Genomic DNA, 18,716 nt, shown 5'->3' with positions numbered 1-18,716 from the left:
ACCGGGCGACCACGTGCGGCCGGGCGTGGGAGTGCCCGGCGGCGGACCGCGACCCGGTCGCCCGCCGTCGCTCCCGCGGGCGGGTCTCAGCCCTGCGGCGCCGCGGGGCCGCCCGCGGCGGTGGGAGCTTGCTGCCCCGGCTGCTGGGACTGGTCCTGCGCCTGCTCGATGTGCTGCCGGATCGACTCCGGCAGCTCGATGGGCAGCGGCGTGCGCACCGGGAGCGGGTCCTCGCCCCGCACGACGACGGTGTCGTCGAGCACCGCGTAGAGCTGCTTGGTGCACTCGTCGGCCTGCTCGGCCGGACCTGCCGCGACCCCGCGCACCAGCCAGCGCGGACCGTCGACCCCGACGAACCGCAGGGTCGCCTTCGGCGTGTCGGCGGAGAGCTCCAGCCCCCAGTCGCCGCGCTCGGTGCGCACCGTCGCCCCGTCGGAGCGCAACTGGTCGGCGAGCTCGGAGCTCACGTCCGGCCAGAGCCCGCCGCTGCGCGGCGCGGCGAAGGCGCTGACGGTCAGCCGCCCCGCCGGGGTGAGCATGTGCACCGCGCGCACCGGACCGGCCGGATCGACCTCGACCTGGAGCTGGCCGCCCTCCGGCACGGGCAGGCGCACCGACCCGAGGTCCAGCCGCTCGACGTCGTCCTCCGGGGCCTCCTCGACGTCGAAGGGCCCGCCCTCGGCGAGCTCCTCCGAGTCCTCCGCCGGCGCACCGGCCTCCGCCGCGGCCTCGTCGTCCTGCTGACGTCGACGGCCAAAACCGAACATCTCAGACCTCCGTCCTGTGCCGCGCCTCGGCTTCCCCTCCGGACGCCGCCAGCGCCGCGTGCCCGCCGGTCGAACCGTAGCCGCCAGCTCCGCGCTGCGACTCCGGCAACTCGGCGACTTCCTCGAACACGGCGTGCTCGACCCGTTGCACCACCAGTTGTGCGATGCGTTCACCGCGCGCGATCGTGATCGGTTCCGCGGGGTCGTGGTTGATCAAGCACACCTGCACCTCACCGCGGTAACCGGCATCCACCGTGCCAGGCGCGTTGACGATTCCCAAACCAGCGCGCGCGGCCAGTCCGGAGCGGGGGTGCACGAAACCCGCGTACCCTTCCGGCAGGGCCAGCGCGACGCCGGTGCCGACCACGGCGCGCTCCCCCGGCTGCAGCACCACGTCCCGCGTGGTGGTCAGGTCGGCGCCCGCATCACCGGGTCGAGCATAGCTCGGTGCGGGGACGTCGGGGTCGAGTCTCGTCAGCAGGACCTTCACATCGAACACGGTCGGCGAGACTACCCTGAACACGTGCCGGAAAGCGCAGACGCAGGTCCCCCCATCGCGGACTCACCCGATCAGGGACAGAAAGTGACATCGAGTAACGAGCCCGTGGCGCGCACCTCCTACAGCGAACGCCTGTACGCCTCCTGGTGGACGTGGCCGCTGCCGCTGCTCATGGCTGTGCTGCTGGCCGCGGAAGTGCACATGGGCTACCCGGGCGTGCGCGCCTGGCTGCCCTACCTCGTCCTCGTGCCCTGCGCCGCGGGCCTCCTGCTGTGGCTCGGCCGCACGCGGGTCGCGCTGCGCGACGGGGAGCTCCGGGTCGGCGACGCGCACCTGCCGCTGCGCTACGTCGAAGACGTGGAACCCGTCCCGCCCGCGGAGAAGCGCCGCTCGCTCGGACCCGATCTCGACCCGGCCGCCTTCGTCGTGCACCGCCCCTGGGTGCGCACGATGGTCCGCGTGTGGCTGGACGACCCCGAGGACCCGACCCCGTACTGGGTCATCAGCACGCGCCGCCCCGAGCAGCTCGCCGAAGCCGTCCGCGCGGCGTCCGCGCGCGGGTGACCTCCCGACGCACGCCCGGCTCCCGGTGCACGACCGGGGCCCGACGCACGACCGGGGCCCGACGCACGACTGGGCACACGTTCGCCACGTGTGCCCAGCCCGAGGCGGGCGCCATCCGCGCCCGCGGTGGTCGTATCCGGCGCGTCCCCGCACAACCATTCCCCGCTGCACCTGAATCCGCTCAGGGCCGCGACGAACGATCAGGCGGCGCAATCCCGGCAGACGAGCTGCCCGTTGCGCTCCTCCGCCAGTCGACTGCGGTGGTGCACGAGGAAGCAGCGCGTGCACGTGAACTCATCGGCCTGCTTCGGCAGGACCTTGACGGTCATCTCCTCACCGGAGAGATCCGCACCCGGCAGTTCGAAGTTCTCCGCGATCGCGCCCTCGTCCTCGTCAACGACGCCGGATTGCGCATCGTTGCGCCGCCCCTTGAGTTCCTCCAACGAGTCCTCTGCGAGGTCGTCGGACTCGCGGCGCGGAGCGTCGTAGTCGGTCGCCATCGTGATTCACCCCTGCGTTCAGTGAAGATTGCAATGGTGTGCCGCCGGTCAACGTTCCGGAGTCCGAATTTGTGCCCGGCGATCGCGTGATCGTGGTCTCTCCGGCACCAGCGTCGGACGTCCCGGACCAACGTGTTCCCAGGCGGCACGCCCCTCCAGGCGCGGCGAGGGTAGCTCATCGACCTCCCGGGCACGTGGCTGGTCACCGAAGCGTGTGATGCCAGCGCCGGTGCACTGAGCTGCGCGCCGCGCGGGATCTCACCGCGCCCTCCGGGCCCGGTCGCGACACGCCGGAGGGCGCATGTCACGTCCGTGATCGTGCCCACTTCCCGCCGACCGCTGCCGAACGGGACGTTGTCCCCAGGTGAACGCACGCCGGGCACCGATGATTCCGACGAGGCGCGCGAACTTCCGACGCCGCGCTCGCGCGCCGGCGACACCTCGGCATCGGTCCGGCCACGACTCGCTCGCCCACTCCGCACGCACGCCTCCGACCACCTAGGCTGAGACGTGCGGATGGCGCATCCGCTGACGGGTTGCCAGGCGACAGGGAGGGGCGGGACGTGTCTGCCGTGAGCTCGAAATGGGGTCAGCGCGGCCCCCGCTACCGGCGCCGCCGTCCACTGCCCGGACTGGTGCTGCTCGCCGTGCTCGCGGTGCTGGCCGGGTTCGTGTGGACCAGGGTGTTCGAATCGGTGGAGAACGTCGAGCAGGCCACGCAGTGCAATCCCCCCGGTCCGTCCGGCACCTCCCCGTCCGCCCAGCAGGCCGGAGGCGGGGTGCGGACCGGTGAACTCGCGCACGACGCGGAAGCGGGCGAGGCGCAGCAGGCCCCGGGGCTCGGCACGATGATGCCGCGGGAGGCCCTCGACCGCACCGCCCCGCTGCCACCGGGGCAGGCCCAGATCCGCGTGCTCAACGGCAACGGGGAGAGCCAGCAGGCCTCGCTGGTCACCGACCAGCTCACCACGCTCGGTTTCGACACGTGGGGCCAGCCCGATGACGACCCCGTCTACCCGGAGTACGACCTCACGTGCCACGGGCAGATCCGCTACGGCGCGGACGGGGAGCGGGCCGCCCGCACGTTGAGCCTGATCGTGCCCTGCGCCCAGCTGGTGCGCACCGAGCGGCCCGACGGACGCATCGACCTCGCCCTGGGCTCGGAGTTCGACGAGGTGCAGACGACCCAGCAGGGCAAGCAGGTCCTGCAGGAGCTGCAGAACTGGGTGCCGAGCGAGCACGGCGGCGACCCGCCCCGCATCGACCCCGAACTGCTCGAGAAGGCGCGCGACGTGCACTGCTGAGCGGCCCGCCGCGCTGCGCAGCACCGCGCCCGCGGCCCCGGGCAGCGCGGTCGAGCCGCGCAGGAGCTGCTGCGCGGGCGCGCCCGCCCCGCGAGGAGCGCGAGCGGGCGCGCAGCGGTCACACCCGCGCCGCGTCGAGGCGCACGAGCGCGTCGGTCAGTTGCCCGGCGATACCCGGGCAGGCGCACACGACCGCCTCCGGGCCGAGCCCGTCGTCCCGGTCCTGACCGGGCAGGCGCACCTGCGCGCCCGCCTCGGCGGCGATGAGCGCGCCCGCCGCCCAGTCCCACCGGTTCAGCCCGACCTCGTAGTAGGCGTCCACCCACCCCGCCGCGACGGCGCACAGGTCGAGCGAGGCCGCCCCGTTGCGACGGATGTCGCGCACCTGCGGCAGCAGGCGGCCGACCACCCCGGCCTGGGCGGAACGGCGCTGCTGCACGTAGGCGAAACCGGTGCCCACCAGCGCCAGGTCGAGCCGCTCGGTCGCGGCGGCCCGCAGCGGTCGGTCGCCCAGGAACGCGCCCCGCCCGAGCCCGGCGCTCCAGACCCGGCCGCTGACGGGTTCCACCACGGCTCCCGCCACCGAGACGCCGTCCTGCTGGGCCGCCAGCGAGACCGCGTACCACGGGTAGCCGTACAGGTAGTTCACCGTGCCGTCGATCGGGTCGACCACCCAGCGCAGCCCGTCGAGGGAGCGCTCGCCCCCCTCCTCCTCGCCGAGCACCGACTCGCCGGGGCGCAGCTCCCCCACGCGCTCCCGCACGAGCCGCTCCACCGCGCGGTCACCTGCGGTGACGACATCGGTTTCGGTGCTCTTGGTGTCCACGGCACCATCGGAAACGGCCTCCTCCCGCACCGCGCGCGCCAAGTCCCCCGCTTCCCGGGCGATCCGGACCGCTGCGGTGCGCAATGCTTCCACGTCGCTCTCGTTCGGCAATCCCACGTACACATCGCACCACAGGGCGGTTAAAGTCTGCACAGCTCTGTCTGAATCGAATTGGAAAGGATCGGCCATGGGCACTGCTCGCGGTTTCGGCGTCGACATCGGCGGGTCGGGCATCAAGGGGTGCCCAGTGGACATCGACGGGGGAGAGCTCGCCGAGGAGCGCATGCGCGTCCCCACGCCCCAGCCGTCGACTCCGGAGGCCGTCGCGGACGCGGTCGCGGAGATCGTCGACAAGTTCGGCTGGCAGGACCGGATCGGCATCACCCTGCCCTGCGTGGTCAAGGAGGGCACCGCCCTCACCGCGGCCAACGTCGACCAGGCCTGGATCGGCACGGACGCGCAGGGGCTGTTCGCCGAGCGCCTCGACAAGCCCCGCGAGGACGTCGTCGTCCTCAACGACGCCGACGCCGCCGGCATGGCGGAGATGCGCTCCGGCGCCGCCGCGGGACACCGCGGGCTCGTGCTCGTGCTGACGTTCGGAACCGGCATCGGCAGCGCCCTGTTCATGGACGGGCACCTGATCCCCAACACCGAGTTCGGGCACACCGAGCTGGACGGCGAGGACGCCGAGGACGTCGCCGCCGCCTCCGTGAAGGAGAACCTCGACCTCAGCTACCAGGAGTGGGCCCCGCACGTGGACCGCTACCTGCAGAGCCTGGAGCGGTTCGTGTGGCCGGACCTCATCGTCGCCGGCGGCGGCGTGAGCAAGAAGGCGCACAAGTGGGTGCCGCTGCTGCAGAACCGCACGCCGGTCGTGGCCGCGGGGCTGCGCAACGACGCGGGCATCATCGGCGCCGCGACCGCGGCCGTGGCGGGGACCTGAGACCCGGCGGGCCGGCAAGATCGACACCGGTTCCCGGCCGAATCGGTCCGCGGCGGAATGACCGCAGGGCACGAGGCGTTGTGCGCGGTGTCGTGCACGGCGATCGCGACGCGCTCCGCCTCGCGGCGGAACGACGCTCACGCGATGTCGTTACAATGGAACACGGATCGCTTGGACCGATGTTCTCCGCCGAGGGCCGCATCGCTTTCCCGACCAGGAAAAACCCGATGCGGTTCTCCGTGGGTGACGCGGGCCGGGCGGACCTGGAGTCCCCGACCTTGGCGGCCGAGGTGACGCGCCCTCAGGCCAGCCCCGATCGACCGTCGCGAAAGGGCGTACGTGGCAGCCGCAGAAACCGCAACCCGACGCTCCGGCTCCGCCGAACAGACCGAAGGCGGCGCCCCAGCTGAGTCGGCTCACACAGAATCGGCCCCTTCCGGAACCGCCACCACGGCGGAGACCGGTGCGGAAGGGTCGAAGAAGTCGTCGACGCGGAAGAGCACGACGAAGAGTTCGAGCAGCGCGAAGTCGTCTTCGGGCCGCAAGAGCACCTCCGGCAAGTCGACGTCCCAGAAGGGCGCGAAGTCGACGCAGAAGTCCGCCCAGGACACCGACGCCAACGGTGACGGCCTCGGCATCGACGAGCCGATCGAGGCCGACCTGACGTCACCGGACGTGGGCGACTTGGCCGACGAAGTGCCGGACGTGGAGATCCCCGAAGAACCGGTCCCGGAAGAGGACGAGGAAGGCGAGACCAAGGACGCCGACTTCGTCTGGGACGAGGAGGAGTCGGAGGCCCTCCGCCAGGCGCGCAAGGACGCCGAGCTGACGGCCTCCGCCGACTCGGTGCGGGCGTACCTCAAGCAGATCGGCAAGGTGGCCCTGCTCAACGCCGAGGAGGAGGTCGAGCTCGCCAAGCGCATCGAGGCCGGCCTCTACGGCGCCGAGCGGCTCCGCCAGGCGCAGGAGAGCGGCGAGCAGCTGGCCACGCAGTTCCGCCGCGACCTGCGGTGGATCGTCCGGGACGGCGAGCGCGCGAAGAACCACCTGCTGGAGGCCAACCTCCGCCTCGTGGTGAGCCTGGCCAAGCGCTACACCGGCCGCGGCATGGCGTTCCTGGACCTGATCCAGGAGGGCAACCTCGGCCTGATCCGCGCGGTGGAGAAGTTCGACTACACCAAGGGCTACAAGTTCTCCACCTACGCCACCTGGTGGATCCGGCAGGCCATCACCCGCGCCATGGCCGACCAGGCCCGCACCATCCGCATCCCGGTGCACATGGTGGAGGTCATCAACAAGCTCGGCCGCATCCAGCGCGAGCTGCTGCAGGACCTGGGCCGCGAGCCCACTCCGGAGGAGCTCGCCAAGGAGATGGACATCAGCCCGGAGAAGGTGCTGGAGATCCAGCAGTACGCCCGGGAGCCCATCTCGCTGGACCAGACCATCGGCGACGAGGGCGACAGCCAGCTCGGCGACTTCATCGAAGACTCCGAGGCCGTCGTGGCGGTGGACGCGGTCTCCTTCACCCTCCTGCAGGACCAGCTGCAGTCGGTGCTGCAGACCCTGTCCGAGCGCGAAGCCGGCGTGGTGCGCCTCCGCTTCGGGCTGACCGACGGCCAGCCGCGCACGCTGGACGAGATCGGGCAGGTCTACGGCGTGACGCGGGAGCGCATCCGGCAGATCGAGTCCAAGACGATGTCGAAGCTGCGGCACCCGTCGAGGTCCCAGGTCCTGCGCGACTACCTGGACTGAGGCGCGAACGCGGCGCGCAGCACTTCTCGCGGAGCCGCCGCCCCGGCCGGGGCGGCGGCTCCGCTGCGTGCGCTCCCCGCCGCACCCGCACCGTCCGGGCGCGCTCGGCAGCGCCCCGCCGCCGTGCGCGCCTCCTGCACCGCCGCGCCCCCCGCGACGGGAGGTTCCGGCCTCGCTCGGCGACGCCCCGGGACCCCGTCCCGCCGCGTCCCGCGTGGTGGACGCGGGCGGTCGGCGGTGTTCGCCTGCAGCGGAACGGCGCGCCACCCGCGCTGTGGCGATTCGCACCTTTCGTCCCTTTCGGCCGAACATCCCGCGCGTCGCGGTCACGCGACCGGAACCGCGAAATCCCTGGTCAGGCGACATTTCGCGAAAATCTCCCGGGGCGCGACCGCGCTGCGTAATCAGTTCTACCGGGTCGAACGCACGACGTGACGACCGTCGCGTCCCCGTTCAGGAAGACTGACGCGCGGCTGTGCGTCTGCAAGAGTGGACACCGACGACACCGACCCGGCAGCCAGCGGGCCACCGGTGGTCGTAGCAATCGAGGCGTCGGAGCCCCCGACGCCGGGACGGAGGGAGACCACGATGACCCAAACGCTCACCCGCCCCGAGCTGACCGCCGCCGACCGCTGCGACCGCTGCGGCGCCGCTGCCAAGCTCCGCGCCGTGCTGCCCTCCGGTGGTGAGCTGCTGTTCTGCGGCCACCACGCCCGTGAGTACGAGGACGGGCTGCGCCAGGCCGAGGCCGACATCGCCCAGGACGAGCGCGCGGTCTGACACTGACGAACGACCGGCCGAGTGGCACGTGCCCCGCGGGATCCGCTCCCGCGGGGCACGTGCACGTCGCGGGCCCGTCCTTCGCGGCTCCGCCGAGCGGCTCCGCCGGCTGGGCCAGCACGAGGGCGCGCCGGCGCCCCGGCAGGCCCGGCGGGCTCCCCCGGTGAGCTCATCGGAAGCGGGCTCACCAGGACCGCAGCGTGGCGATGCGCTCCTCCAGCTGCTCCACCGTGGCCATCGCCGTGGGCGGACCGCCGCAGACGCGCTGCAGCTCGTTGTAGATCGCCCCGTGCGGCTTCTTGGTGCGCTGGTGGTGCAGTGACACGAGCGTGTTGAGCTCCTTGCGCAGGGTCCGCTGCCGCTCCTGCACGCCCTGCGGGCGCTGCTGCTTCTGCTCTTCCCGCTGCTGCTCCTGCTGGCGCTGCTCCTCGGCCCTGGCCTGCTGCTCGCGCTGCCCCACCTCCTGCAACTGCTCCTGCTGGCGCTTGCGCAGCAGGGCGCGCATCTGGTCCGGCTCCAGCAACCCCGGCAGCCCCAGGTACTCCTGCTCCTCCTCGGTCGTGGAGAAGGCCGCGGTGCCGAAGGAGGAGCCGTCGTAGATGACCTGGTCCAGCTCCGCGTCGGCTCCGAGCGCGGTGTAGGTCTTCTCCTCCTCGCCCGGTTCGTCGCGGGTCCGGTTCGCCTCGGCGACGAGTTCGTCGTCCCAGCCCTCCTTCTCCCGGTGCGGCTTGCCGAGCACGTGGTCCCGCTCCGCCTCCAGCTGGCTGGCCAGCTCCAGCAGCACCGGAACGCTCGGCAGGAAGATGCTCGCGGTCTCCCCCGGCCGCCGGGACCGCACGAACCTGCCGACGACCTGGGCGAAGAACAGCGGTGTCGAGGCGCTCGTGGCGTACACCCCCACCGCCAGGCGCGGCACGTCGACGCCCTCGCTGACCATCCGCACCGCGACCATCCAGCGCTCGTCGGACTCCGCGAACTGGGCGATGCGATCCGAGGCGCGCGGATCATCGGAGAGCACCAGCACCGGGTCGTGACCGGTGAGCTGCTTGAGCATGCGCGCGTAGGCCCGCGCGTGCTCGTGGTCGGAAGCGACGACCAGCCCCCCGGCATCGGACATGCCGTCCTTGCGCAGCTGCGTCAGCCGCGTGTCCGCCGCCTTGAGCACGGACGGGATCCACTCCCCCGACGGGTCCAGCGCGGTGCGCCAGGCGCGGGTGGTCTGCTCCGCGGTGAGCGGTTCGCCCAGGCGCGCGGTGAACTCGTCCCCCGCGTTGGTGCGCCAGCGGGCCTCGCCCGAGTAGGCCAGGAACACCACCGGCCGCACGACCCCGTCCTTGAGGGCGTCGGAATAGCCGTAGACGTGGTCGGCCTTGCTGCGCTCGGCCCCGTCGCCGTCGGGCTCGTAGGTGACGAACGGGATCGGGTTGTCGTCGCTGCGGAAGGGCGTGCCGGTGAGCGCGAGGCGCCGCACGGCGGGGGTGAACGCCTCGCGGATCGCGTCGCCCCACGACTTGGCGTCGCCGCCGTGGTGCACCTCGTCGAGGATCACCAGCGTCTTGCGCCGCTCGGTGCGCACGCGGTGCAGGGTGGGGTGGGTGGCCACCTGGGCGTAGGTGACCGCAACCCCGCGGTAGTCGCCGGAGGTCACACCGTCGGTGTTGCGGAACTCGGGGTCGATGGGAATGCCCGCACCCGCCGCGGCCATCGCCCACTGGTGCTTGAGGTGCTCGGTGGGGGTCACCACGGTGACCGCCTCGATCGTGCGGTCGGCGAGCAGTTCGGAAGCCACGCGCAGGCCGAAGGCGGTCTTGCCCGCACCGGGCGTGGCCACCGCCAGGAAGTCGCGCGGCCGCTTCGCCAGGTACCGGGTCAGGGCCCGCCGCTGCCAGTCGCGCAGCGGCCGGGACGACACCTGCGACGGGTCGCTGAGCACGGACCGGACTTCCTGATCCTGCTGCGTTTCGGACACGCTGGCTCGCCACTCCTTTCGCCATCGCATTTCCCACCGGAAGCGAGGAGCCCCCACGGCCACCACCAACACCGCCGCACCGTCGCGCGCCGCGCGCGGGCCGCCGTGCAGCCTACCTCCGAGCCGCGCGTCGCCCCGGTCACACCCGACGGCGACACGGCCCGTGCCGTTGCCCACCCGAGCTCGCCATGCACCATGCTGAACACTGCCATGACTGAACCGAGTCGCTCTGCCCGGCAGAGTCGCACCCCGGGGCCGCCGCACTCCCGGCGGCGGGGACCGTTGCGGCTCGTCACGCGCACCGCGTCGAACGCGTGGTGGGACAACATCTTCTCCGAATCGGCCGCCGCGGCGTTCTGGCAGGCGCTGTCACTGCCGCCGCTGCTGCTCGGGCTGCTGGGAAGTCTCGGGTTCCTCAGCGGTTGGTTCGGCCACGACTTCGTCACCGACGTGCAGGGCGAGATCATCGGTCTGTCGGGGACCGTGTTCAGCCCGCAGGTGGTCGAGCAGATCATCGGCCCGACCGTGCTCGACATCCTCACCGAGGGGCGCGGCGGCATCGTCTCGCTCGGGTTCGTGCTGTCGCTGTTCGCGGGATCGTCCGCGCTGGCCTCGCTCGTCGACTCGATCACCCTGGCGCACCGCCAGGAGCTGGTGCGCAACGCGCTGTGGCAGCGGGTGTTCACGCTGCTGCTCTACCTGGCGTCACTGGCGGCGGCCGTCGTCGGCCTGCCGGTGCTCACCCTCGGTCCGGGCCTGCTGCCCACGCTGTTCCCCTGGCGGGTGCAGGACGACATCGCGTGGCTGATCCAGCTGCTGTACTACCCGGCCACCGGGATCGCGCTGGTGCTCGTGCTCGCCACGCTGTACAAGGTCGCGCTACCGCGGAAACTGCCCTGGCACCGGGGCGTGCCGGGCGCGCTGCTGGCGATGCTGGTGTTCCTGTGCTCCAGCGCGGGACTGCGGCTGTACATCGCGTGGGTGACGAGCACGGGCTACACCTACGGCGCGCTGGCCGCGCCCATCGCGTTCCTGCTGTTCGCGTTCTTCCTCGGGTTCGCGATCATCCTCGGCGCCCAGTTCAACAACGCGCTGCAGGAGATGTGGCCGGCGCGGATGACCCGGCGAGAACGCCGGCGGTGGCGGCGGCTGGAGATGAAGCGCCTCGCGCAGCGGATCCACACCGAGCAGGGTTACCAGTCCTGGCGGCGCACCCCGGAGGACGGGAGCGGGCAGGACGAGACGGCTCCGGAGAGCGGGACCGCACCGGGAAGCGGGAGCGGACTGGACGGCGAGGCGGTGCAGGAGGGGGGAACCGAGCGGGAGCACGGGGCGGAGGCGGATTCGCAGGAGCGGCCGGGCGACGACGCGTCGGAACCGCCCGGGCAGCACGGCGCTGCCCGCGGCGGCTGCGCGGGGCCCGACCACGGCGGCCCCCGCCCCGAGCAGGACGCGTCGGCGCCGCGGCTGGTGCGGCGCGGCGGCGCGGACGGGTGACCGCGCCGACCGCGAGCGCGCTCGGGCTGCCCGCCCGCGGCCCGGCACCAGCGCGCACGGACGCGGCGCACCGCGCCCGGCTTCCGGTCACTCGTCGTCGTCCCCCGGCGGGAGCCCGTCGAAGACCTTCTTGCACTTCGGGCACACCGGCGAGTTCGGCTTCGGCGACTTGGTCACCGGGAAGACCTCCCCGCAGAGCGCGACCACGTAGTTCCCCGTGACCGCGCTCTCGGTGATCTTGTCCTTGCGCACGTAGTGGAAGACTTCCGGCCGATCGTCACTGGTCTGGTCGGTGGTGTCGGGCCGGACATCGGTATCGGGCGTCGTCGTCGTGGTCATGCGACCATGATGCCCTACTCCCGGCCCCGAGCGGTGGCGGTGTGACTCGGCGGTGACCGGGTGGTGCCCGCCGCGGGCCGGGAATGCTCAGGTGCTTTCCACCACGCGGTGCTCGGTCGAGTCGATCGCGCGGTGCGAGCGCCGGAACCGGTGCACGTGCTCCTTCTTCCGGGCGGGCCGGTCGTTGGCGATGAGCACCGCCATCCACGGCAGCGGAATGGAAATCGCGATGATGATCAGCGCCAGCCACCACAGCTGGGTGAAGTGGAACACGAGCACCGCCCCGACGAGGCACGGGAAGCGCGAGGCCATCATCAGCCCGTACCTGCGGCGCCGCGACGCCTGCTGGTCGTCGTAGGACGGCTGCGCCTCGGTGATCAGCACCGGGGTGTCGTCTCTGCGCACGTTGGTCACGACACTACCTCCGGTTGCGATGCTGCCACTTCGCCGCACCGCGCTGCAGATCGGGTGGGCTGCGGATCGGGTGGACGGCACCGGACGGGGACGGGATCCGCATCCATGATGTGCCTCCAGCTCCCTGAACGCGACCCCCGGGCGGGGTTCCCCGCGGCGTGACCCGCCGAGCACCGCGCCGAAACCTCCGCGGGTTAGATTCCGGACGGACCACAGCTGGGAGGCGAGGCATGTTCTACACGGCGAGCAAGCAGGTCGTCGGCTCGATCGCACGCAGCGTGTACCGGCCGACGGTGATCGACGCGGAGAAGGTTCCGATGGACGGGCCGGTGATCCTCGCGCCGAACCACATCGCCGTGCTCGACAGTTTCATCGTGCCGCTCGTGGTGGCGCGGCCGGTGGCCTTCCTCGCCAAGGCCGAGTACTTCCAGGGAACCGGCGCCCTCGGGCGGGTGCGGAGCTGGTTCTTCAACGCGATCGGAGCGATCCCCGTCGAGCGCGGGCGCGGCCGCGCCGCGCAGGCCGCCATCTCCGAGGCCGAGCGAGTGCTCCGCGACGGAGGGGCGTTCGGCATCCACCCCGAGGGCACGCGCTCCCCGGACGGGCGCCTCTACCGCGGCCGCACCGGCGTGGCCCGGTTGACCCTGAGCACCGGCGCTCCCGTCGTGCCGGTGGCGCTCAGCGGCACCGACAAGCTCCAGCCCCGCGGGGTGAAGATCCCGCGCCCGCGGCCGGTGACCGTCCGCTTCGGCGACCCGCTGGACTTCTCCCGGTACCACGGCATGGACGGTTCGCTGCCGGTGCTGCGCGCGATCACCGACGAGATCATGTACGCGATCTCCGAGCTGTCCGAGCAGGAGTACGTCGACAAGTACCAGAAGCCCGGATCAGCGGCCGCCTGACGACGGCGCGGAAACCGCGGCGGACCGGCCGGGCGCGACGCAACGGCAGGCCCCGCGGTTACTGCCCGCCCCGGTCCTTGGCCGCAGCCTTCCGCTGCTTCTTGGCGGCCCGCACCTCGGCGAGCGTCTGCTGGTCGACGACATCGGCGATCGAGCGGCGCGCGCCCTCCTCGCCGTAGGCCCCCGCGGCTTCGCGCCAGCCGTCCGGCCGAACGTCGAGCTGCTTGCCGAGCAGCGCGAGGAAGATCTTCGCCTTCTGCTCACCGTAGCCGGGCAGGGCCTCGAGCCGCTTGCGGACCTCCGCGCCGTCCGGGTCCCCCTCGGTCCAGATCCGCTCGGCGTCGCCGTCGTAGTGCTCGAGGACGTGTCCGGCGAGGGTGTGGATGCGGCGCGCCATCGACCCGGCGTAGCGGTGCACGGCGGGCTTCTGCGCGCAGAGGTCGGCGAACTCCTCCGGATCGGACTCGGCGATCCGCTCCACGTCGAAGCCGCCCATGCGCTCGGCGATCTTCTCCGGTCCGGTGAAGGCCAGTTCCATGGCGACCTGCTGGTCCAGCAGCGCGCCGGTGAGCAGCGCGAACGGGTCCCGGCTGAGCAGGGCGTCGGCCTCGTCGTCACCGGTCAGGCTGAGCATGTGCGACATGCCCTCATCCTGGCAGCCACCCCCTCGGACCGGACAGCTCGCTCGTGCGCACCGCCGCGGTGCTCCGGGATCGGAGCACACCCGCTCCGCGCCGACGTGATGCGCAGCACACCGCAGCGCGCCTCGGTGCCCCGGCGGGACGCGCACCGTGTGACTATCAACCGGTGACTGTTGAACTGACCAACGACCGCATCGATCGCCTCCGGGAGGCGCTGCAGCAGGCCCGGTACGACACCGACGGAGTGCTGGAGCTGGTCGGTCCGCACGCGCAGGCGGCCCTGGGTCGCGGGGAGCCGGCTCCCGCGCTGCGCGCGAGCGCCGACGGCGGCGCCCTCGGCACGCTCGTCCGGCTGTTCCTGCTGGGCGAGACCGAGCCGCGCGCCGCGGTCGAGGCGGCGCTGCACCCGCTGCCGCTGGCGGAGGCCCTGGCCGGCGGGATCGTGCACACCGACGGCGACGGGGTCCGCGCTGCGCTGGACATCCGCCCGCACGGGCTCGGCGACCGGTCCTGGTGGATCGTCTCGGACCTGGATTCGGACGTGCGCGGGTGGGGCGTACCCGCCCACCGCGAGCACGTCCTCGGCGTGGGGCACGCCTCGTTGAGCCTGGTGCGGGCCACCCCGCGCCGCCCCGTCGACTCGGTGCTCGACGTGGGCACCGGCTGCGGCGTGCAGGCGCTGCACGCCAGCACGCACGCGCGCCGCGTCACCGCAACGGACGTCTCCGAGCGGGCCGTGCAGCTGGCCGCGGCGACCTTCCGCCTCAACGAGGTGGAGGTGGACCTGCGGCGGGGCGAGTGGTTCGACCCGGTGCGGGGCGGGCGCTTCGACCAGGTCGTGTGCAACCCGCCGTTCGTCGTGGGAGCCGCGCGCAGCGAGTTCGTCTACCGCGACTCGGGGCTGTCCGGCGACGACGCGAGCGCGCTCATGATCCGGCAGCTGCCGGCGCTGCTGACCGAGGGCGGAACGGGCCACGTGCTGGCCTCGTGGCTGCACCGCACCGGTGAGCACTGGGGCGACCGCGTCTCGTCCTGGCTGCCGGGTGGTGGTGTGGACGCGTGGTTCGTGCAGCGCGACGTGGCCGACCCGGCGCTGTACGTGGGCACGTGGCTGCGCGATGCCGGTTACGACCCGCGTTCCGCCGCGGGGCGCCGCGCGGGCGAGGAGTGGCTGCGGTGGTTCGAGGACAACGGGGTCGAGGCCGTGGGCTTCGGCTTCGTCACGCTGCGCCGCGCGGACGGGCGCACCGGGGAGGTCGTCTGCGAGGACCTGCGCCAGGCCTACGACGACCCGCTCGGCCCGGAGTCCGACGAGTGGCTGCGCCGCGTGCAGTGGCTGGCCGAGCACGGCGGTGACGAGGCCTTGCTGCGCAGCCGCCTGGCCACGGCTCCGAGCACGGTGCTCGAGGAGGTCTCCGAGCACGGCGAGGAGGGCTGGGAGCCGGTGTCCCGGCGCCTGCACCGCACCGACGGCCCGGGGTGGCAGCACGAGGTCGACGAGCTCGGCTCGCTGCTGCTGGCGGGGTGCGGGGGCGGGCTCCCCCTGGAGGAGGTCCTGGAACTGCTGGCGCTCGGGCACGGACGCGATTCGGAGGAACTGACGCGTTCCGCACTGCCGGTTCTCCGGGAACTGATCCGGCACGGAATGGTCGTTCCGGCGGAATGGTTGGAGGAAACGGATTGAGGGCGGTGGTCAGCCGCGTCACCCGCGCCTCGGTGGCGGTCGGCGGCGACGTCGTCGGCAAGATCGACGAACCGGGACTGTTAGTGCTTTTGGCCGCGACGCATTCCGACGGCCCGGAACAGGTGGGCACGATGTCCCGGAAGCTGCACGAAATTCGGGCGCTGCGCGAGGAGGAGTCCTGCGCTTCCACGGGGGCGCCGCTGCTCGTGGTCAGCCAGTTCACGCTGTACGGATCCACCCGCAAGGGGCGGCGCCCCTCGTGGAGCTCCGCAGCGCCGCCGGATCAGGCCGAGCCGCTGGTGCGTGCGGTCGTCGACGCGCTGCGCGAGCGGGGTGCGCGGGTGGAGACCGGCAGCTTCGGGGCCGCGATGGAGGTCGAGAGCGTCAACGACGGACCATTCACACTTTTGGTTGAGGTGTGAATCAGTAACGGGGGTTCTCAGCGAATCCTCAGGAATCCCGCGCAACGGATGTGACGGGGATGACGTCCACGGGGCGGAAACATCGGGAACGAATTCGAGCCCGCACACGTTTTCCGGGTACGAAGCTTCGGCGGCGGGCCGCACGAGGGGGACGTACGAGGAATGCCTCGCGCGGCCCGCCACCCGATGACGCGTCATCGGTCCCAGTACCGACCGTACGCGTCTTGCACAGGATGTAATGGCCCGTCGGTGTGACGTGCGCCCTTCAGTAAGCCCGTCAGGGAGGAAGCTCCATGACCGTCCCGCAGACCGCCAACCCGGATGTCGCCATCACCGAGGCGGACCTGGACAACCAGGGGCCGTCCGCGGACCTGGTGCGGGTCTACCTCAACGGCATCGGGCGCACGGCTCTGCTCTCCGCGCAAGACGAGGTCGACCTGGCCAAGCGCATCGAGGCCGGTGTGTACGCCAAGCACCTGCTGGACACCGAGCAGGACTCCATGAGCCGTGAGCGGCGCAGCGACCTGAACGCCGTGGTGCGCGACGGACGTCGCGCCAAGAACCACCTCATGGAGGCCAACCTCCGCCTCGTGGTGAGCCTGGCCAAGCGCTACACCGGCCGCGGCATGCCGCTGCTCGACCTGATCCAGGAGGGCAACCTCGGCCTGATCCGCGCGGTGGAGAAGTTCGACTACACCAAGGGCTTCAAGTTCTCCACCTACGCCACCTGGTGGATCCGGCAGGCCATCACCCGCGGCATGGCCGACCAGAGCCGCACGATCCGGCTGCCCGTGCACCTGGTCGAACAGGTCAACAAGCTGGCCCGGATCAAGCGCGACCTGCACCAGAAGTACGGCCGGGAAGCCACCGAGGAGGAGATGGCCAAGGAAGCGGACATGTCCGTGAACAAGGTCACCGACCTGCTCGACCACTCCCGCGACCCGGTGAGCCTGGACATGCCGGTCGGCAGCGAGGAGGACGCCCCCCTCGGCGACTTCATCGAGGACGGGGAGAGCGCCAACGCCGAGAACACGGTGATCTCCGGCTTCCTGCAGGACGACCTGCGCAGGGTCCTGAGCACCCTGGAGGAGCGGGAGCAGGCCGTGATCCGCATGCGGTACGGCCTCGACGACGGCCAGCCGCACACCCTCGACCAGATCGGCCGGGCCTTCGGGCTCTCCCGCGAACGGGTCCGCCAGATCGAACGCGAGGTCATGGCGAAGCTGCGCCAGGGCGACCGGGCGGACCGGCTGCGCTCCTACGCCAGCTGACAGCTCGCGACGTTCGCGGTGGCCGGCGGCCACCGCCCGCTCCGGAGGGCCGGACTCGCTGCGCGCGGGTCCGGCCCTCCGCCTGCCGGCCGCCGGAGTGCGGTCCGGTCGCCGGAGTCGACCTCCGGGCCGCGGGGAAGCGCCGTCACTCCCAGCTCGCCTCCTGGTCGGTCGCTTCGGTGGTGAAGCGTTCCTGCCACCGGCTCAGCTCCGCGTCGGTGACACCGTGCTCGCGCAGCCACCCCGCCGCGCCGTCCGGGTAGGCCTCGAAGTGCTCCAGCACCGCCTCGATCGCTTCGGTCGGCGTGGAGATCAGCTCGAGCACCGCCTCCTCGTCCACACCGGGCGGCAGCTCCGGAGCCGCGTCCAGCCGCTGCAGCACGCGGAACATGTTCCGGTCGGTGCGCGCGTAGTCGGCGACGATCGCGTCGGAGCGCGCGCCCGCCGCGCTGAGCAGCATCGCCGTGCTCACGCCCGTGCGGTCCTTGCCCGCGGCGCAGTGGATCAGCCCCGGACCGTCGGCCTCCAGCACCAGGCGGAAGACCTCGACGAGCTTCTTCGGCGCGTCGTTGAGCATCCCCTCGTACAGCACGGTCAGCTCGTGCCGCGTGCCGTCGTCCTCGGCGACGGTGGGGCCCTCGTGCACGTCCTCGATCAGCGGAACGGAGTGCACGGCGCAGCTCTCGGCCAGCGGATGCGGCTTGCCGTTGAGCTCCGCGGGCTGGCGCAGGTCCACCACCACCGACGGCGGCCACTCCTCGACCTCGTCCGGGGCCTCATCGGCCTCGTAAGGAGCATCCGCGCGGTAGAGCACGCCGTGGCGGGTCACCGCCCCGGCCCCGGTGGGGATCCCGCCGACGTCCCGCAGGTTGACCAGACGGTTCACCTTTTCCCCGGTGTGTGACAACTCGCCTCCCTCGCCTGGATCCAGGCGTCGGACCCCAGTTCGCTCGACATGGCCGGGGGCGGGGCACGACGGAGGTGTGCCCGCCCCGCCTCGAGCGTCCCAGCCGCACCGCTCCGCCCGCCACTGCTGCGGGCGCACGGGTCGCCGCGGCCGAGCGCACTGCCGGATCCCGGGGGGTCGGCGCCGTCACTGGGGCACGTGCACCTCCTCCTGCTGCAGCACGACGGTGCGCTGGCCCAGCGGTTCGGTCAGCGGCACCGCGACCGGCGGGTAGCGCAGATCCATCGTGCAGTACGCCGGCGGTTCGGGTGTCTCCTCCACGAGCTTGACGGTCACGTGCTCCTCGGTCTGCTCGACCAGCCGGGCGCGCACCTCGCCGCATCCGCCTTCCTGCCCGGTCGCCACGAGGACGCGCCCCCCGTCCTGCGTCCACACCTGGACCGGATACCCCTCGGGCAGCTGCGCATCGATGCGCGCAGGTCCCACCGGGGTGCGCTGTTCGACCGGTTTCGGTTCCGGGTTCGCCGGCGGGCGCGAGCTCGGAGGCGGCTCCGGGGAAGGCGGAGGACCTCCGAAGCCGACGTCGTCGGACTGTCCGCAGGCGGCCGTCGCGAGCAGTGCCGCGGCGACCGCGGCGATCAAACCGTGTCGTCTCATACCCCCAGGACGGAGTCGGGGACCGCTGCGGTTGCCCGCTGCACCGCCCCCTTCCCAGTGCGCGGGAAACGTGGCTCC

The 18,716-nt window shown here is 72.2% G+C and carries 20 protein-coding genes; 10 read left to right on the top strand and 10 right to left on the bottom strand.

Annotated features, from left to right (window positions below; all coding sequences use genetic code 11):
• Window positions 1-86: 86 nt before the first annotated feature.
• Together ACVGV0_RS07025 and dut are read right to left on the bottom strand one after the other, a co-directional pair.
• Window positions 87-767 (bottom strand): DUF3710 domain-containing protein, encoded by a 681-nt coding sequence (locus tag ACVGV0_RS07025; RefSeq protein WP_459159048.1) that lies wholly within the window; start codon window positions 765-767, stop codon window positions 87-89.
• Window position 768: 1 nt separating this feature from the next.
• Window positions 769-1,266 (bottom strand): dUTP diphosphatase, encoded by a 498-nt coding sequence (gene dut / locus ACVGV0_RS07020; protein WP_459159047.1) that lies wholly within the window; start codon window positions 1,264-1,266, stop codon window positions 769-771.
• A gap of 84 nt (window positions 1,267-1,350) precedes the next feature.
• On the opposite strand from dut, the gene ACVGV0_RS07015 reads away from it, so the two are divergent.
• Window positions 1,351-1,830: a DUF3093 domain-containing protein gene (locus ACVGV0_RS07015; protein ID WP_459159046.1), complete on the top strand. Its 480-nt coding sequence runs from the start codon at window positions 1,351-1,353 to the stop codon at window positions 1,828-1,830.
• Window positions 1,831-2,030: 200 nt separating this feature from the next.
• Here ACVGV0_RS07015 and ACVGV0_RS07010 read toward each other — a convergent pair whose 3' ends face one another.
• Window positions 2,031-2,330 (bottom strand): DUF4193 domain-containing protein, encoded by a 300-nt coding sequence (locus ACVGV0_RS07010; protein WP_459159045.1) that lies wholly within the window; start codon window positions 2,328-2,330, stop codon window positions 2,031-2,033.
• 572 nt (window positions 2,331-2,902) lie between these two features.
• Here ACVGV0_RS07010 and cei point away from each other — a divergent pair.
• Window positions 2,903-3,634, top strand: a complete 732-nt coding sequence (gene cei, locus ACVGV0_RS07005; protein WP_459159044.1) for an envelope integrity protein Cei — start codon at window positions 2,903-2,905, stop codon at window positions 3,632-3,634.
• A 118-nt stretch (window positions 3,635-3,752) separates the two neighbouring features.
• Here cei and ACVGV0_RS07000 read toward each other — a convergent pair whose 3' ends face one another.
• Entirely contained in the window at window positions 3,753-4,583 is an 831-nt protein-coding gene (locus ACVGV0_RS07000) for an inositol monophosphatase family protein (protein ID WP_459159043.1), read from the bottom strand.
• Window positions 4,584-4,647: 64 nt separating this feature from the next.
• Here ACVGV0_RS07000 and ppgK point away from each other — a divergent pair, with 64 nt between their 5' ends.
• The 3 genes from ppgK to ACVGV0_RS06985 all read left to right on the top strand — a co-directional run bounded on the left by ppgK (window position 4,648) and on the right by ACVGV0_RS06985 (window position 7,935).
• Window positions 4,648-5,403, top strand: coding sequence for a polyphosphate--glucose phosphotransferase (ppgK, locus tag ACVGV0_RS06995; protein WP_459159042.1), 756 nt, complete (start codon window positions 4,648-4,650; stop codon window positions 5,401-5,403).
• Window positions 5,404-5,742: 339 nt separating this feature from the next.
• Window positions 5,743-7,155: an RNA polymerase sigma factor gene (locus ACVGV0_RS06990; protein ID WP_459159041.1), complete on the top strand. Its 1,413-nt coding sequence runs from the start codon at window positions 5,743-5,745 to the stop codon at window positions 7,153-7,155.
• A gap of 588 nt (window positions 7,156-7,743) precedes the next feature.
• Complete coding sequence (locus ACVGV0_RS06985) at window positions 7,744-7,935, top strand: DUF7455 domain-containing protein (protein WP_459159040.1); 192 nt, start codon at window positions 7,744-7,746, stop codon at window positions 7,933-7,935.
• Window positions 7,936-8,119: 184 nt separating this feature from the next.
• Here ACVGV0_RS06985 and ACVGV0_RS06980 read toward each other — a convergent pair whose 3' ends face one another.
• The gene (locus ACVGV0_RS06980; protein ID WP_459159039.1) at window positions 8,120-9,904 is read right to left on the bottom strand and encodes a DEAD/DEAH box helicase; all 1,785 of its coding nucleotides are present in this window, start codon (window positions 9,902-9,904) and stop codon (window positions 8,120-8,122) included.
• Window positions 9,905-10,114: 210 nt separating this feature from the next.
• Here ACVGV0_RS06980 and ACVGV0_RS06975 point away from each other — a divergent pair, with 210 nt between their 5' ends.
• Window positions 10,115-11,401, top strand: coding sequence for a YihY/virulence factor BrkB family protein (locus ACVGV0_RS06975; RefSeq protein WP_459159038.1), 1,287 nt, complete (start codon window positions 10,115-10,117; stop codon window positions 11,399-11,401).
• A gap of 87 nt (window positions 11,402-11,488) precedes the next feature.
• Here the strand turns inward: ACVGV0_RS06975 and ACVGV0_RS06970 are convergent, their stop codons facing one another.
• Together ACVGV0_RS06970 and ACVGV0_RS06965 are read right to left on the bottom strand one after the other, a co-directional pair.
• Entirely contained in the window at window positions 11,489-11,740 is a 252-nt protein-coding gene (locus tag ACVGV0_RS06970; protein ID WP_459159037.1) for a DUF3039 domain-containing protein, read from the bottom strand.
• An 87-nt stretch (window positions 11,741-11,827) separates the two neighbouring features.
• On the bottom strand, window positions 11,828-12,154 hold the full coding sequence (locus ACVGV0_RS06965; RefSeq protein WP_459159036.1) for a DUF3099 domain-containing protein: 327 nt from the start codon (window positions 12,152-12,154) through the stop codon (window positions 11,828-11,830).
• 230 nt (window positions 12,155-12,384) lie between these two features.
• Between ACVGV0_RS06965 and ACVGV0_RS06960 the strand changes: the two genes are divergently transcribed.
• Window positions 12,385-13,056 carry a lysophospholipid acyltransferase family protein gene (locus ACVGV0_RS06960; protein WP_459159035.1) on the top strand — a complete coding sequence of 224 codons (672 nt, stop codon included), beginning with the start codon at window positions 12,385-12,387 and terminating at the stop codon, window positions 13,054-13,056.
• A gap of 58 nt (window positions 13,057-13,114) precedes the next feature.
• Here the strand turns inward: ACVGV0_RS06960 and ACVGV0_RS06955 are convergent, their stop codons facing one another.
• Window positions 13,115-13,699, bottom strand: a complete 585-nt coding sequence (locus tag ACVGV0_RS06955) for an HhH-GPD-type base excision DNA repair protein (protein ID WP_459159034.1) — start codon at window positions 13,697-13,699, stop codon at window positions 13,115-13,117.
• 164 nt (window positions 13,700-13,863) lie between these two features.
• Here ACVGV0_RS06955 and ACVGV0_RS06950 point away from each other — a divergent pair, with 164 nt between their 5' ends.
• The 3 genes from ACVGV0_RS06950 (at window position 13,864) to ACVGV0_RS06940 (ending at window position 17,074) form a co-directional block, all read left to right on the top strand.
• The gene (locus ACVGV0_RS06950; RefSeq protein WP_459159033.1) at window positions 13,864-15,381 is read left to right on the top strand and encodes a DUF7782 domain-containing protein; all 1,518 of its coding nucleotides are present in this window, start codon (window positions 13,864-13,866) and stop codon (window positions 15,379-15,381) included.
• The gene (gene dtd / locus ACVGV0_RS06945) at window positions 15,378-15,803 is read left to right on the top strand and encodes a D-aminoacyl-tRNA deacylase (RefSeq protein ID WP_459159032.1); all 426 of its coding nucleotides are present in this window, start codon (window positions 15,378-15,380) and stop codon (window positions 15,801-15,803) included. The genes ACVGV0_RS06950 and dtd overlap by 4 nt, the downstream gene beginning before the upstream one ends.
• Before the next feature lie 293 nt (window positions 15,804-16,096).
• A complete protein-coding gene (locus tag ACVGV0_RS06940) occupies window positions 16,097-17,074 on the top strand; it encodes a sigma-70 family RNA polymerase sigma factor (protein ID WP_459159031.1) in 978 nt (325 codons plus the stop codon).
• A gap of 145 nt (window positions 17,075-17,219) precedes the next feature.
• On the opposite strand, the gene ACVGV0_RS06935 is transcribed toward ACVGV0_RS06940, so the two are convergent.
• Window positions 17,220-17,960, bottom strand: a complete 741-nt coding sequence (locus ACVGV0_RS06935) for a tyrosine-protein phosphatase (protein ID WP_459159030.1) — start codon at window positions 17,958-17,960, stop codon at window positions 17,220-17,222.
• Window positions 17,961-18,167: 207 nt separating this feature from the next.
• Window positions 18,168-18,638 (bottom strand): hypothetical protein, encoded by a 471-nt coding sequence (locus ACVGV0_RS06930; RefSeq protein WP_459159029.1) that lies wholly within the window; start codon window positions 18,636-18,638, stop codon window positions 18,168-18,170.
• Between the last annotated feature and the right edge of the window lie 78 nt (window positions 18,639-18,716).

The sequence above is a fragment of the Salinifilum ghardaiensis genome, from assembly GCF_054491345.1.
The sequence above is the reverse complement of the archived record's forward strand: the minus strand, read 5'-3'. Positions and strand labels throughout refer to the sequence as shown.